The organism is Curtobacterium sp. MCBA15_004, assembly GCF_001865055.2.
Taxonomy (GTDB): domain Bacteria; phylum Actinomycetota; class Actinomycetes; order Actinomycetales; family Microbacteriaceae; genus Curtobacterium.
In genome coordinates this window covers 984,982-999,746 of sequence record NZ_CP126266.1, presented here as the reverse complement: position 1 = coordinate 999,746, position 14,765 = coordinate 984,982, and the positions used below count along the sequence as shown (strand labels likewise).

Below are 14,765 nucleotides of genomic sequence, written 5' to 3'. Positions count from 1 at the left end.
ACGCCCGACACGCCAGTCTACCGGTAGTTCGCAACTGTGAGGAGTACAGCGCATGAGCCGACGGCGAACGTGGGTCGAGATCACGATCGTCCTCATGCTCTCGCTGGGTGCCAGCGCGCTGTACTCGGTCCTGCAGATCATCGACGACCTGTCGCAGACGACCCCGCTCGGCGAGCAGTCCACGGCGCTCAACCAGTCGACCACGACCGTGCAGTACGTCGACCTCGCGCGGCAGCTGCTGGGCATCGCGGTCGACCTCGCCCCGGTCGCCCTCGTGTGCTACCTCCTCTGGAGCACGACCCGGCCGCACCTGTCCCGACTCGGGATCGACCGGTTCCGGGTGCGTCCCGACCTCGGCGGCGCGGCGCTCATCGCGCTCGGCATCGGGATCCCCGGGCTCGCGCTCTACTTCACGGGCCGCGCGCTCGGCATCACGGTCGCCGTGGACCCGGCGGCGCTCGACTCGTACTGGTGGACGGTCCCGGTCCTGCTGCTCTCGGCCGTCCGGTCCGGGCTGCAGGAGGAGGTCATCGTCGTCGGCTACCTGTACGAGCGCCTCGGCGGGCTCGGCTGGGGTCGGTGGCAGGTGATCCTGTCGACGGCGGTCCTGCGCGGGAGCTACCACCTGTACCAGGGGTTCGGCGCGTTCGTCGGGAACGCGGTGATGGGTGTGGTGTTCGGGTGGATCTACACGCGGTGGGGGCGGCTGCTCCCCCTCGTCATCACGCACTGCCTGCTCGACGCCGCGGTCTTCGTCGGGTACCCGTCCGTCGCACACGCGTTCCCGCAGCTGTTCCGGTAGCGCCACGCGCCGGGCGCGCGGCCCTGTGCCCGGGGATGGAGCAGAAAGCGTCGGGTGGGTGGACCGGACCCGACGGGTACTGCTCCATCCGCGCGGTGGACGCGACCACGGGGCGGACGGGAGGCGCGGTGCGGGCCCGCACCGCGCCTCCCGTCCGTCCGTGGGTCGCGTCCGTCCGACGGTGGCGCCCGGTGGGTCAGGCCACGAGCTGCGGGACCTTCTCCGGGTAGTGGCACGCCGCGCGGTGGTCGACGGCCTCGCCGCGGCGCGGCGCCTTGTCCGGGACCTCGTCGCGGCACCGGGCCTGCTCGGCCTCGGGCAGCATCGCGTAGAGCGGGCAGCGCGACCGGAACCGGCAGCCCGTCGGACGCTCGGTCGGGCTCGGCGGGTCACCGGGCAGCAGGATGGTCCGCCGCGCGCGCTCGACCGCGGGGTCCGGCACCGGCACCGCCGACATGAGCGCCGCCGTGTACGGGTGCATCGGACGCTCGAAGACCTCGTCGACGGATCCTTCCTCGACCGTGCGGCCGAGGTACATCACGCTGACGCGGTCGGCCACGTGCCGGATCACCGACAGGTCGTGCGACACGAACAGGTACGACAGCCCGAGCCGCGCCTTGAGGTCGGCGAGCAGGTTGAGCACGCCCGCCTGGATCGAGACGTCCAGCGCGGAGACCGGCTCGTCGAGCACGATGAGCTCCGGCTCGGTGGCGAGTGCCCGCGCGATCGAGATGCGCTGCCGCTGGCCACCCGAGAACTCGTGCGGGAAGCGATCAGCCTCGGCGGCGCGCAGGCCGACCAGCCCGAGGAGCTCGGGCACCCGTGCGGCGATGCGGTCGGCGGACGCCCCGACCGCGCGGAGCGGCTCGGCGACGACGTCGTAGACCGACATGCGCGGGTCGAGGCTCGCTGCCGGGTCCTGGAACACCATCGAGATGCGCTGCCGGAGCTGCTTCGACGCGACGACCGGCTGCCCGAACAGCTCGACGGTGCCGTGCTCGGGTCGTTCGAGGTCCATGAGCTGGTGCAGCGTCGTCGACTTGCCCGACCCGGACTCCCCCACGAGGCCGAGCGTCTCGCCCTGCCGGATGTCGAGGTCCACCCCGTCGACCGCGAAGACCTCGCCGACCTTCCGCTTGAACAGCGCGCCCTTGAGCAGCGGGAACGTCTTCGTCAGGCCCTCGACCTGCACGACGGCGGGCCGGTCGGCCCGGTCGGTCGCGGTCCGTGCGGCGCCGGTGTCGACGGCCTCGGGCAGGTGGAAGATCGCACCGGCGTCCGCGTGGGCCGCCGCGACCTCGTCGGTCCGGTGGCATGCGACCGCGTGCGGAGCAGCCGTGTCGACGGGCTCCTCGCCGGGGACGCCGGCGGCCACGTCGACCGCGGCGAGCGGCGGCTCGGAACCCCGGCACACCGCGGCGGCGAGCGGGCAGCGGTCGGCGAACGGGCAGGCGTCGGTCAGACCGATCAGCGACGGCGGCGAGCCCGGGATCGGCACGAGCGGGTCGCCGCTCGACTCGTCGAGCCGGGGCAGCGCGCCGATGAGCCCGATCGTGTACGGCATCCGGGGCCGCGCGAAGAGCTCCTCGGCCGTGGCGGTCTCGACGATGCGTCCGGCGTACATCACGGCGATGCGGTCGGCGATCCCGGCGATGACGCCGAGGTCGTGACTGACGAAGACGAGCGCCGCGCCGGTCTCGCGCTGGGCGGTCCGGAGCACGTCGATGATCTGCGCCTGGATCGTCACGTCGAGGGCGGTCGTCGGCTCGTCGGCGAGGATGACGTCGGGGTCGTTCGCCATCGCCATCGCGATCATCGCGCGCTGGCGCATGCCGCCCGAGAACTCGTGCGGGAAGGCGTCGACGCGCTGGTCGGCCTGCGGGATGCCGACGAGCCGGAGCAGCTCGATCGCACGGTCACGGGCATCCTGCTTCGACGCCCCTCGGTGCACCCGAACCGTCTCGGCGATCTGCTCACCGATCGTGTACACGGGCGTGAACGCCGACAGCGGGTCCTGGAACACCATCGCGACCTTGGCGCCGCGGAGTCGGCTCATCTGCTTGTCGCTGCGGCCGAGGAGCTCCTCGCCCTCGAGCTCGATCGAGCCGGTGACCTTCGTGGTCTCCGGCAGCAGCCCGAGGATCGCCATGCTCGTCACGGACTTGCCCGAGCCGGACTCCCCCACGATGCCGAGGACCTCACCCCGGCGCAGGTCGAGGTCGACACCGCGGACGGCGTGCACGACGCCGCGCGGGGTCGGGAAGCGGACGTCGAGGTCGCGGACCCGCAGGACCGTGTCGGTGGTGGTCGTGGTGGTGCTCATGCGCCGGCCCCCGCCTGCGTGGTGATCGTCGCCGCGTCGACCGCGGCCTGGTTCTGGTCCCGCTTGCGGCCCGTACGCTTCTGCCGCTTGCCGGTCGCCGAGGTCGGGTCGAGGGCGTCGCGCAGGCCGTCGCCGACCAGGTTCGCCGCGATCGCGAAGACCACGAGGGCGCCGGCGGCCGGGTAGAACAGCCACGGGTAGGTGAGCGCCGAGTCCTGGTTCTGCGCGATGAGCGTGCCGAGCGACACGTCCGGCGTCTGCACGCCGAAGCCGAAGTAGCTCAGGCTCGTCTCGGACAGCACCGCGGCGCCGACCTGGATCGTGCCGTCGATCACGAGGAACGACGCGACGTTCGGCAGGATGTGCCGGACGATGATCCGGAACGGGCCGATGCCCATGTAGCGCGCGGCCCGGACGAACTCGCGTTCCTTGACCGACAGCGTCATCGACCGGACCACGCGCGCGGTCACCATCCAGCCGAAGGCCGCGATGAGCACGACGAGGACGATCCAGCCGGAGTTCTGGATGCGCGGGCTGATGATCGCGATGATGAGGAACGACGGCAGCACGAGCAGCAGGTCGACGAAGAACATCACGAGCCGGTCGGTCCAGCCACCGAAGTACCCGGCGGCGGCACCGGCGAGCGCGGCGAGCGCGGTCGAGAACACCGCGACGAGCAGACCGATGAGCAGGCTCTTCTGCATGCCCCGCGCCGTCTGGGTGAAGACGTCCTGCCCGATGCCGTTCGTGCCGAACCAGTGGGTCCCGCTCGGCGGTTGCGTGAAGGCCGTGTAGTCGATCTGCGAGAACCCCCACGGGCTCACGAGCGGCCCGATGAACGCGAACGCGAAGAGCAGCACGATCACGACGGTGCCGAGGCCGGCACCACGGTTCATGAAGACGCGGACGACCGTCTGCACGAAGCGGCTGCGCTGCTTGCGACCGGGCTCCGGGGTGCCGGGCAGCGGTGTGTCGGCACGTCCGACGGTCGTCCCGTCGACGGGCTCGATGCGGGTGTCGGTCATGTCAGCTCCTCCGGACGCGCGGGTCGAGCACGGCGGTCATGGTGTCGGCGAGGAACCCTGCGAGGAGCACGACGACGGCGGCGAAGAGCGTGTACGCGGTGACGGCGTTGACGTCGTTGTTCCCCACGGCGTCGATGAACCAGGCCCCGAGTCCGTTCCACCCGAAGATCTTCTCGGTGAAGGTCGCGCCGGTCAGGATGCCGAGGAACCCGTACGCGAACAGGGTGGTCATGGGGATGAGCGCGGTCCGGAGGCCGTGCTTGAAGGTCGCCTGGCGCTTCGTCAGGCCCTTCGCCCGGGCGGTGCGGAGGAAGTCCGACCCGAGGACGTCGAGCATCGTCGCGCGCTGGTACCGGCTGTAGATCGCGATGAGACCGAGTGCGATCGAGATCGTCGGCAGCAGCAGGTGCACGCCGCGGTCGGCCAGCAGGTCGAGCCAGCTCCCGGACAGCCCGGGAGTGGCCTCGCCGGTGAAGTTGATGATCTGCGTCCCGGTGTCCTGGTTGAGCTTCGTCGCGCCGATCTTCAGGAACACCGCCGTCAGGAACACGGGCGTCGAGATGAGGACGATCGACACGACCGCGCTCACCCGGTCGGACACCCGGTACTGCCGGATCGCGTTCCAGACCCCGACGAGCACACCGACGACGATGCCGATCACGGACCCCACGAGGAGCAGCCGGAGACTGACGCCGAGCCGCGGCCAGAAGGCGTCGTTCACGCTCTTGTCCTGGATCGTCTGGCCGAGGTTGCCCTGCACGGCGTCGCCGAGCCAGTGCCCGTACCGGACGACGAGCGGTGTCTTGTCGTTCACCCCGATGTGGTCGAGCTTGGCGTCGATCACGGCGGCGGCGGGCGCTGGGTTCCGGTCCGCGTACACGGACCTGGGGCTGAACGAGGCTGACGCGAGGAAGTACGTCAACGACGTGGCGAGGAAGACGAGCACGACGTAGTACCCGAGTCGACGCGCCAAGAAGCGGATCATGCGGAACACCATACGACCCCGATTGTTTCGGGGAGATGTCGTGCACCGACCCGCCGCGTAACGAATTGGCATGTGCAACAGAACCGGTCGACCACCCCCGCCCAGGGGTCGTACAGTGATCCCCAACTTCACGAGGGGAAGAACATGAAGCACAAGAAAGTCCTCGCGTTGACGGCGGCGCTCGCCGGCTTCGCGCTCGTCGCCACCGGGTGCTCCGGCGGCGGGTCGGGCGGCTCAGTTGGTTCCGGAGACTCGGGCAAGCAGACACTGCCGTCCAGCGCCCAGATCAACGAGAAGCCCGCCTCCGACCTCGCCCAGGGCGGCACGCTGCGGCTCCCGATCTCGCAGTGGATCTCGCAGTGGAACTACTTCGAGCTCGACGGCACCCTGCAGGACGCCGCGGACATCGAGGCGGCGACGATGCCGCAGACGTTCACGATCGACGCCGACGGCAAGCCGCAGCTCGACAAGGAAACGCTGCAGTCGGCCGAGGTCACCAGCGAGGACCCGCTGACGATCACGTACACGATCAACCCGAAGGCCAACTGGAACGATGGCACGCCCATCACCTGGAAGGACTTCGAGGCGATGTGGAAGGCCAACAACGGCACCGACCCGAGCTACCAGACCGGTGACAGCACCGGTTGGAAGGACATCGGCTCGGTCAAGGAGGGCACGGACGAGCGCCAGGCGGTCGTGACCTACTCCACGCCGTTCTCCGACTGGAAGTCGCTCTTCAGCCCTCTCTACCCGGCCAGCGTGATCGGGACGCCCGACGGCTTCAACAACGGCTACAAGGACAAGGTGCCGGTCTCGGCAGGCCCGTACAAGGTCGACAAGCTCGACGAGACCGCCGGCACCGTGTCGCTCGTGCCGGACGACAAGTGGTGGGGCGACAAGCCCAAGCTGGACCAGGTCATCTTCCGCAACCTGGACGGCAACGCCGACGTCGACGCGTACCTCAACAAGGAGCTCGACTCCGTCAGCGTCGGCACCTCGGACCGCTACGCCCGCGTGAAGGACGCGAAGAACACGAAGATCTACGCGTCGCAGTCGGCGTCGTACACGCACGTGGACTTCTCGACGCAGGGCACCCTGAAGGATGAGAAGCTCCGCCTGGCGCTGCAGCACGCGATCAACCGTGAGTCGCTCGCCGCGGTCATCGGCGGCACGCTGCCCTACAAGCTGCCCGTCCTGAACAACCACGTGTTCCTGGCGACGGACAACGGGTACAAGGACAACTCGAGCCCGAACGGGACCTTCGACGTCGAGAAGGCGAAGAAGATCCTCGACGACGACGGGTGGAAGACCGACGGCACGTACCGCAAGAAGGACGGCAAGACCCTCGCGATCTCGATCACGATCCCGTCTGAAGCCACGAGCTCGCAGAAGATCGCCGAGGTCATCCAGGCGCAGCTCAAGGACGTCGGCGTCAAGCTGTCGATCAAGGCCGTCGCCAGTGACGACTTCTTCCCGCAGTACGTCACCCCGGGCAACTACGACATGACCCTGTTCCTCTGGAGCGGCACCGGCTACCACGCCAGCGGCGCGAGCATCTTCATCACCGGCGACACCGGCCAGAACTACGGCCGCGTCGGCAACGAGAAGATCGACAAGCTCGTCAACCAGGCGATCGCCGAGACGGACACCTCCAAGGCGAACGCGCTCTGGAACAGCGTCGACAAGAACGTCTGGGCCATCGGGCACTCCCTGCCGCTCGTGCAGTCGCCGCGCGTGATCGCACAGAACCCGAAGCTCGCCAACTACGGCGCACGCTCCGGTGCGATGACGTACGACTGGACCAAGGTCGGCTTCACCAAGTAACAGCGCACGCGCAACACCGCACCACCCCTCGACGGGCCCGGACGCACCCCGCGTCCGGGCCCGTCCCACGTCCGCGGCCGCGAGTCGTCCCCGCGCGGCGCACCGTGCCCCTACGGTGAGCGCATGAGCATCCCCGAGGTCGGCGACCGGGCACCCGACTTCACCCTCCCCGGCACGACCCTGCACGCCGGCACCCGGATCGACGGGGAGTACATCCTCGCCGCCGCGATCGGGCGACCGGTCGTGCTCGCCTTCTACCCCGGTGACGCCACCCCGCGGTGCACCGCGCAGCTGTGCTCGTACCAGGAGGAGCTCGACGACTTCGTCGAGCTCGGTGCCGTGGTGTGGGGCATCAGCCCACAGGCGCTCGACTCCCACGAGGCGTTCGCCCGCGGTGCCTCGCTGACGTTCCCGCTCCTCAGCGACACCTCGGGCGACGTCGTCCGCGCCTACGGCGTGCAGGCGCCCGGGATCGGTCTGCGCCGGTCGGTGTTCGTGGTCGACGCGGACGGCGTGGTGCGCTGGCGGCACGTCGGGCTGGTCGGGCTCCGCTTCCCTCGTGCCGCGACCATCCGCGAGCAGGTCGAACAGCTCGTCGGCTGACCCGGGGCGCCCGGAGAACGACCCTTCCTGAAGGTTCTGCGTCGACCGTTGACACCCGGACGGGGGTGCGCGGAACATGGTCTGCACGAACCGACCACGAGGGTCAGCCTCCCCGGGGAACCGGGTCGTCCGAGGGTACGCGCCGGTGTGTCACATCCGCTCCCCGGACGTCCCCGGGGAGGCACTCACGGGCACCCCGAGCGGAGCGCACCCGCCGCAGCGGTCCCGCCGCTGCGCTCCCGTACGATGACGCGGTGACCACGATCATCGCCCCCGGCATGCGGCAGCTCGCGATCGTCCTCTGGGTCGTCGCGGTCGTGCTCGTCCCGCTCGCACTGGTCACCGGCGACCACCCCTGGCACGCCCCCGTCCCGAGCCTGTTCATCGCGCTCGTCGCGTGGGCCGTCCTCTGGCGTCCGCGGTTCGAGCTCCGCCCGGACACACTGGTCGTCGTCGACGTGCGCCGGACGAGCACCTACGCCTGGCCGCGCGTGCAGGAGGTCCGGACGAAGTACGGCATCGAGGTCGTGTCGAGCGAGGGCGTGCGGCGGACCTGGCTGGCGACCCGGCCCACGGCCCGGCTCGCGGTCCGGCACGACGGTCGGCCGGGAGGCGCGACACCGGTCGACGTCGAGGCTGCGGCTGCCGAGGTGCGCGCGCTGGTCCCGGCCGTGGTCGCCACGGACGGCCCACCCCCGGCGACCGTCGTCGCGCAACCGATCACGCACCGGGCGCACGGGTGGTCGGTGCTCGCGATGATCGTGCTCGGCGTGGCCGCGTCGATGGCGGCCGCGCAGCTCTGACGTCCGCGTCGGGACTCCCCCGGCGGGGCCGACCGGGGTCGCTGGACGGGGACGCGCGGGGCGGAGCCGCCACGTGCCTGCCGTCCGGTCCCCACCGGGCGTGACGGGCACGACCGAGGCGCCGCGCGCCTCCAGGCCGGTCCCCCACCGGGCGTGACGGTCAAGTCGGAGCCGCCGCGCGCCTCCCGACCGATCCCGCCACCGGGCGTGACGGGCAGGACCGAGCCGACGCGCCTGCAGGCCGACCGCGCCGTCAGGCGAGCGCGGTCACCGTCGCGGTCACGATCGACACCACGAGCAGGACGCCGACGACCGCGCCGAGCACGACCGGCACGCGGTCCCAGGTCGTCTCGACCGGAGCGTCCGGACCGGCCGATCCGGCGACCCTCCGTCGCTCCGCGAAGCGGTCGAGCAGCGGCCGCACCGCCGGGGCGTCCGCCGGTCCCCCGGCCCCGGGACGACGGCGGGGCAGCGCGGGGCCACCGCGACAGGTGACCGTCCGCCCGTCGACCGTGTCGACGAGGACCTGCCAGCGCTGGCGGACCGCCCGGACCGCCGGCCACGGCACCCGGGTCGTCCGGAGCGGGTTCACGACCGTGACCGCGTCGTCGTCGAACCGGATGCACGGCCGGACCGTGGCGACCCAGGTGACCCACACGGCGGCCGCGACGGGACCGAGGGCGACGAGGACCACGTCCCAGCTCCCGCGCGCCGCGGCGTCGGCCAGCAGGAGCACCCCCAGCACCACGACGAGGCCGGACGCCACCGCACTTCCGCGACCAGCGCGGAGGACGACGGGGCGTCCGGCCTCGGGGTGGGGCAGCGGGATCAGCGCCCGAACTCGAACCCGGCGCCGGGGATGGCGGCGAGCAGGTCCTTCGTGTACTGCTCCTGCGGCGAGGCGAAGACCTCGTCGGTGGTCGCCTTCTCGACGATCTGTCCCTTGCGCATGACGCACACGTTGTCCGCGACGAGGCGGACGACCGCGAGGTCGTGCGTGATGAACAGGTACGTCAGGCCGAGCTCGGTCTGCAGCTCGGTGAGCAGGTCGAGGATCTGCCCCTGCACGAGCACGTCGAGCGCCGAGACGGCCTCGTCGAGCACGATGACCTCGGGCTTGAGCGCGAGCGCACGGGCCACGGCGATGCGCTGCCGCTGACCGCCCGAGAGCTCGTTCGGGTAGCGGTTCACCATCGACTTCGGCAGCGCGACCTGGTCGAGCAGCTCGAGCACGCGGGCCCGGCGGCTTGCCTTGTCGCCGACCTTGTGCGTCGCCAGCGGCTCCGCGATCGTGTTGCCGACGTTGTACATCGGGTCCAGGGAGCCGTACGGGTCCTGGAACACCGGCTGCACGCGACGGCGGAAGTCGAAGAGCTCCTTGCCCTTCAGCGCGCCGATGTCCGTGCCGTCGAAGGTGACCGACCCGGACGTGATCGACTCGAGCTGCAGGACGAGCTTCGCGACGGTCGACTTGCCCGAACCGGACTCGCCGACGAGCGCTGTGGTGGTGCCCTTCGGGATCGAGAACGAGACGTCGTCGACGGCCTTCAGCTCGCGGCTCTGCAGGTTCTTGCCGCGCAGCTTGTAGACCTTCTCGAGGTTCTTCACCACGATGAGGTCCTCGGCGGGACGCTGCTCGCGCTCGTGGGCGCGGGCGATGAGCTCGTCGTCCTCGCTCCCCGCGTCGGCGATGTCGATGCGCTGGTGCTGCACCTTCGACTGGATGCGACGGCTCGCGAGCGACGGTGCCGCCGCGACGAGGCGCTGCGTGTACGGGTGCTGCGGGTTCGCCAGGATCTCCTTGGACGGACCCGACTCGACGACCTGGCCCTTGTACATCACGACGAGCTTCTCGGCGCGCTCGGCCGCGAGGCCGAGGTCGTGCGTGATGAACAGGACCGAGGTCCCGAAGTCGCGCGTCAGGGTCTCGAGGTGGTCGAGGATGACGCGCTGGACCGTGACGTCGAGCGCCGAGGTCGGCTCGTCGGCGATGAGCAGCTGCGGGCGGCTCGACAGACCGATGCCGATGAGCACGCGCTGCCGCATGCCGCCGGAGAACTCGTGCGGGAACTGCTTGAGCCGGGTCGCGGCGTCGCCGAGGCCGGCCTCCTGCAGCACCTCGACCGCGCGGGCACGGATGGCGTGCTTGCCGGTCGCCATGCCGTTGGCCTTGATGGCCTCCTCGACCTGGAAACCGATGGACCACAGCGGGTTGAGGTTCGACATCGGGTCCTGCGGGACGTAGCCGATCTCCTTCCCGCGGATCTCCGACATCTCCTTGTCGCTGAGCCCGACGAGCTCGCGCCCGTTGAACTTGATCGACCCGCCGGTGACCTCACCGGTGCCGGCGAGCAGCTTGATGATCGCCTGCGCGCTGGTCGACTTGCCGGAGCCCGACTCGCCGACGATGGCGAGGCGTTCGCCCTGGTCGAGGGTGAAGTCCACGCCGCGGACGGCCTGGACGAGACCGCTCTGGGTCCGGAACCCCACCTGGAGGCCGGAGACCTCGAGGAGCGGGGTGCCGGGGGTGCGGCGGCGGTCGGTGGTGGGATCGGTGAGCGTCTCGGTCATCGACGGGCCCTCGCCTTCGGGTCGAGCGCGTCACGGACCACGTCGCCGAGGAGCAGGAACGCGAGCACGGTGATGGACAGGGCGGCCGAGGGCCAGAAGATCGTCGCCGGGTTGGTGCGGATCGACGTCTGCGCGGTGCCGATGTCGAGGCCCCAGCTGAGCGCCGACGGCGGCAGACCGATACCGAGGAACGACAGGGTCGCCTCGGCCACGATGAACGTGCCGAGCGAGACCGTCGCGACGACGATGACCGGTGCGAGCGCGTTCGGGATGACGTGGCGCACGAGCGTGGTGAAGCGGCCGACGCCGAGCGCCGCCGAGGCGGTCACGTAGTCGGACTGCTTCGCGCTGAGCACGGCACCACGCATGATGCGCGCGATCTGCGGCCACGCGAACGCGGCGAGCACGAGCGCGACGGTGATCGCGTTGCGGGCGGGGATGACCGACATGATCACGATCGCGCCGAGGATGGTCGGGATCGAGAAGAAGATGTCGCCGATGCGGGACACGATCGTGTCGAGCCAGCCGCCGTAGAACCCGGCGAGGGCGCCGACCACGATGCCGACGATCGACACGAGGACCGTCGCCACGAGGCCGACGATGATCGAGTTCTGCGCACCCCAGATGACACGGGCGTACACGTCGTAGCCCTGGCGGGTGTACCCGAGCGGGTGGCCCGGACGGGGACCCTCGTCACTGAAGTCGAGGTTCGCCGCACGCGGGTCGACGTGGGTGAACAGCCCGGGGAAGATCGCGACGACCAGCACGAGCAGGATGAGGACGGACGAGATCCAGAACGTCGGACGGGTGCGCATGGAGTCCCATGCGTCCGTCCAGGTGGAACGGGTCTTCTCGTCCTCGTTGACCTGGTCGACCGCCTGCAGCGGCGTCTCCTCGATCGGCGCGACGTAGTGCGTCGCGGAACGGGACTCGGCGTTACTTGGCATAGCGGATCCTCGGGTCCAGGACGGCGTAGAGCAGGTCGACCAGGAGGTTGGCGAGCATGAAGATGATGACCATCACGGCGACGAACGACACGACCGTGGGGCCCTCGCCGAGCTTGACGGCCCGGAACACCGTGCCACCGACACCGTTGATGTTGAAGATGCCCTCGGTGACGACCGCGCCGACCATCAGGTTGCCGATGTCGACACCCAGGTAGGTCACCACGGGGATGAGCGAGTTGCGGAAGATGTGCACCCCGACGACCCGGCGGCGCGGGAGCCCCTTGGCCGTCGCGGTCCGCACGAAGTCGGCGCTCATGTTCTCGGCGACGCTCGCGCGGGTCAGGCGGACGATGTACGCGAACGACACCGACGCCAGCACGATCGCCGGCAGGACGAGCTCCGACCACGGTGCCTGTCCGGAGACGGTCACGCGGAACAGCCCGAGCTGGATGCCGAACACGTACTGCAGCAGGAAGCCGACGACGAAGGTCGGGACCGAGATGAGCAGCAGGGACACGACGAGGGCCGTGGCGTCGAACCACTTGCCCTTCTTGAGGCCCGCGATCACGCCGACGACGATGCCGGCGACGGCCTCGAAGACGAGCGCGAGGATCGCGAGGCGTGCCGTGATCGGGAAGGCCGACGCGAGCTGCTGCGAGACCGGCAGGCCCGAGTAGGTCACGCCGAGGTCGCCCTTGAAGACCCCGCCGATCCAGAGCAGGTACTGGACGATGAACGGCTTGTCCAGGTTGTACTGCTGCCGGAGCTGCTCGATCACCTGCGGCGTCGGCTGGCGGTCGCCGAACAGCGCGGCGATCGGGTCGCCGGGCAGCGAGAAGACCATGAAGTAGATGAGGAACGTGGCCCCGAAGAACACGGGGATGAGTTGCAGGAGGCGCTTGCCGAGGTACCAGAGCATCAGATCGCCCGGTCCTGTGCGGCGCGCATGTCGTTCAGGTTCATGTCGTGAGGGGTGGACGGTCCGCGGGTCGGCACGGGTGTCCGGTGCGGGCGGCGGCGCCCGCGGTTGTGGGGGAAGGTGTGACCGCCGTGGTACGGGGGCCCGAGGACCGTGTGGTCCCCGGACCCCCGTCCGGTGGCCGCGGAGCAGGATACCTGCTCGCGGTGTGTCTCCGAGGAGACGGGTGTTACTTCTTGACCTCGACGTCGTAGTACAGCGGCACCGAGTCCCAGCCGAACTTGACGTTCGACACGTTGTCGGCCGACCAGACGCCGGTCACGTTGGCGTACCAGAGCGGGATCTCCGGCAGGTCCTGGAACAGCAGCTCCTGGGCCTGGTCGAAGTACTTGTTGCCCTCCTCGACGGAGGACGCCGAACGGCCCTTGGCGAGCAGCGCGTTGTACTCCGGCGAGTCGTAGCGCGCGTAGTTGCTCGACGAGCCCTTGCCCATGGTCGGGCCGAGGAAGTTGTACAGCGACGGGTAGTCGGCCTGCCAACCGGTGCGGCTACCGCCCGTGAGCTTGTCGTTCTTCTGGGCGTCCAGGGCTTCCTGGAACGTCGGGATCGCCTTGCCCTCGGCCTTGATGCCGAGCGTGCTCGCGATGGAGTTCGTGACCGCGGTCACCCATGCCTCGTGGCCACCGTCGGCGTTGTAGGCGATGGTCAGGGTCTCGTCGTACGGCGAGATCTTGTTGGCCTGGTCCCAGAGGTCCTTCGCCTTCGACTTGTCGTAGTCGAGGACGTCCGAGCCCTTGAGGTCGTCCGACCAGCCGGCGATGACCGGGGACGTGAAGTCCTTGGCCGGGGTGCGCGTGCCGTCGAAGATCTTGTCGGTGATCTGCTTGCGGTTGATCGCCATCGAGATCGCCTCGCGACGCAGCTTGCCCTCTTCACCCTTCCAGTGGTCGAGGTAGTAGGGCAGGTAGAAGCCCTGGAAGATCGCTGCGGCCTGGTTGACGTTCGAGTCGGGGAAGTCCGACTTGTAGGTCTTGAAGGCGGCGTCCGGGATCGCGTCCAGGATGTCGAGGTTGCCACCCTGGACGTCCGCGTAGGCGGTGTCCTGCGTGGTGTAGAACGTGATCGTCAGACCACCGTTCTTCGGCTTGCGCTTGCCCTCGTAGTCCTTGTTGGTGACGAGCTTGATGGACTGGTTGTGCGTCCACGCCTTGTCGTTCGCCAGCTTGTAGGGACCGTTGCCGATCGGGTTCTCACCGAAGGCCTTCGTGTCCTTGTAGAACTCGGACGGCAGCGGCATGAAGGCCGAGTAGCCGAGCGACAGCGGGAAGTCCGACTGCGGGGAGTTCAGCGTCACCGTGAACTCGGAGTCGCTCTTGACCTTGAGGCCGGTGAGCTCCGAGTCCTTCTCGGCGTCGTAGCCCTGGATGTTCTCGAAGAAGTAGTTCGCGCCCTGCGCGTTCGAGAACTGGGAAGCCCAGTTCCACGCCTTCGTGAAGGACTCCGCCGTGACCTTCTCGCCGTTGGTGAAGGTGTAGTTGGTGTTGAGCTTGATGTCGTAGGTCTTGGAGTCATCGGTGGTGATGCTCTTCGCGACCTCGTTGACCGGCTTGCCCTTGGCGTCGTACGAGACGAGGCCCTCGAAGATCGACGTGATGATCTTGCCGCCACCGGTCTCGGTGGAGTTCGAGGGGATGAGCGGGTTCTGGGGTTCGCTGCCGTTGGTGGTGACGATCCCGGACGCGTTCGTCGAGCCCGAGTCACCGCCGTTGCTGCTGCTGCTGTTGGTCGAGCAGCCGGTCAGGGCGAGTGCTGTGGCCCCGAGCACGGCGAGGGCTGAGAGCCCAGCGCGCTTCTTGATCAAGGTTCCTCCTGGTGCATGGGACGCGCCAGGCACAGAGGTGCTACCGGGCGCGCTTGTCCTTGCACTGTAGGCAGTGGCGCGACCGCCGACCAAACCCTGCGG

Annotated in this window: 12 protein-coding genes; 4 read left to right on the top strand and 8 right to left on the bottom strand. The window is 69.5% G+C overall.

Going from position 1 to position 14,765, the window contains the following annotated elements:
- Positions 1-52: 52 nt before the first annotated feature.
- Positions 53-802 (top strand): CPBP family intramembrane glutamic endopeptidase, encoded by a 750-nt coding sequence (locus tag QOL16_RS04785; protein ID WP_071283379.1) that lies wholly within the window; start codon positions 53-55, stop codon positions 800-802.
- Between the two features lie 196 nt (positions 803-998).
- Here the strand turns inward: QOL16_RS04785 and QOL16_RS04780 are convergent, their stop codons facing one another.
- Genes QOL16_RS04780 through QOL16_RS04770 form a run of 3 tightly spaced genes read right to left on the bottom strand, consistent with a single transcriptional unit; the run spans position 999 to position 5,135 of the window.
- On the bottom strand, positions 999-3,125 hold the full coding sequence (locus tag QOL16_RS04780) for an ABC transporter ATP-binding protein (protein WP_071283382.1): 2,127 nt from the start codon (positions 3,123-3,125) through the stop codon (positions 999-1,001).
- The gene (locus QOL16_RS04775) at positions 3,122-4,150 is read right to left on the bottom strand and encodes an ABC transporter permease (RefSeq protein ID WP_083394946.1); all 1,029 of its coding nucleotides are present in this window, start codon (positions 4,148-4,150) and stop codon (positions 3,122-3,124) included. Before QOL16_RS04775 ends, QOL16_RS04780 begins: the two co-directional genes overlap by 4 nt.
- 1 nt (position 4,151) lies before the next feature.
- Positions 4,152-5,135 (bottom strand): ABC transporter permease, encoded by a 984-nt coding sequence (locus QOL16_RS04770; protein WP_071283485.1) that lies wholly within the window; start codon positions 5,133-5,135, stop codon positions 4,152-4,154.
- A 144-nt stretch (positions 5,136-5,279) separates the two neighbouring features.
- Here QOL16_RS04770 and QOL16_RS04765 point away from each other — a divergent pair, with 144 nt between their 5' ends.
- From QOL16_RS04765 to QOL16_RS04755, 3 genes are all read left to right on the top strand, one after another.
- Complete coding sequence (locus tag QOL16_RS04765) at positions 5,280-6,959, top strand: ABC transporter family substrate-binding protein (RefSeq protein ID WP_071283385.1); 1,680 nt, start codon at positions 5,280-5,282, stop codon at positions 6,957-6,959.
- A gap of 123 nt (positions 6,960-7,082) precedes the next feature.
- The gene (locus QOL16_RS04760; protein ID WP_071283389.1) at positions 7,083-7,562 is read left to right on the top strand and encodes a peroxiredoxin; all 480 of its coding nucleotides are present in this window, start codon (positions 7,083-7,085) and stop codon (positions 7,560-7,562) included.
- Between the two features lie 254 nt (positions 7,563-7,816).
- Positions 7,817-8,365, top strand: a complete 549-nt coding sequence (locus QOL16_RS04755; protein WP_071283392.1) for a hypothetical protein — start codon at positions 7,817-7,819, stop codon at positions 8,363-8,365.
- 253 nt (positions 8,366-8,618) lie between these two features.
- Here QOL16_RS04755 and QOL16_RS04750 read toward each other — a convergent pair whose 3' ends face one another.
- The 5 genes from QOL16_RS04750 to QOL16_RS04730 form a co-directional block, all read right to left on the bottom strand.
- Positions 8,619-9,131, bottom strand: a complete 513-nt coding sequence (locus QOL16_RS04750; protein WP_071283395.1) for a PH domain-containing protein — start codon at positions 9,129-9,131, stop codon at positions 8,619-8,621.
- A 62-nt stretch (positions 9,132-9,193) separates the two neighbouring features.
- Entirely contained in the window at positions 9,194-10,936 is a 1,743-nt protein-coding gene (locus tag QOL16_RS04745; protein WP_065959690.1) for an ABC transporter ATP-binding protein, read from the bottom strand.
- Positions 10,933-11,883: an ABC transporter permease gene (locus QOL16_RS04740; RefSeq protein WP_065959692.1), complete on the bottom strand. Its 951-nt coding sequence runs from the start codon at positions 11,881-11,883 to the stop codon at positions 10,933-10,935. Before QOL16_RS04740 ends, QOL16_RS04745 begins: the two co-directional genes overlap by 4 nt.
- The gene (locus tag QOL16_RS04735) at positions 11,873-12,802 is read right to left on the bottom strand and encodes an ABC transporter permease (protein WP_065959693.1); all 930 of its coding nucleotides are present in this window, start codon (positions 12,800-12,802) and stop codon (positions 11,873-11,875) included. Before QOL16_RS04735 ends, QOL16_RS04740 begins: the two co-directional genes overlap by 11 nt.
- Positions 12,803-13,031: 229 nt before the next feature.
- Positions 13,032-14,663, bottom strand: coding sequence for an ABC transporter substrate-binding protein (locus tag QOL16_RS04730; RefSeq protein WP_065959694.1), 1,632 nt, complete (start codon positions 14,661-14,663; stop codon positions 13,032-13,034).
- Positions 14,664-14,765: the final 102 nt, after the last annotated feature.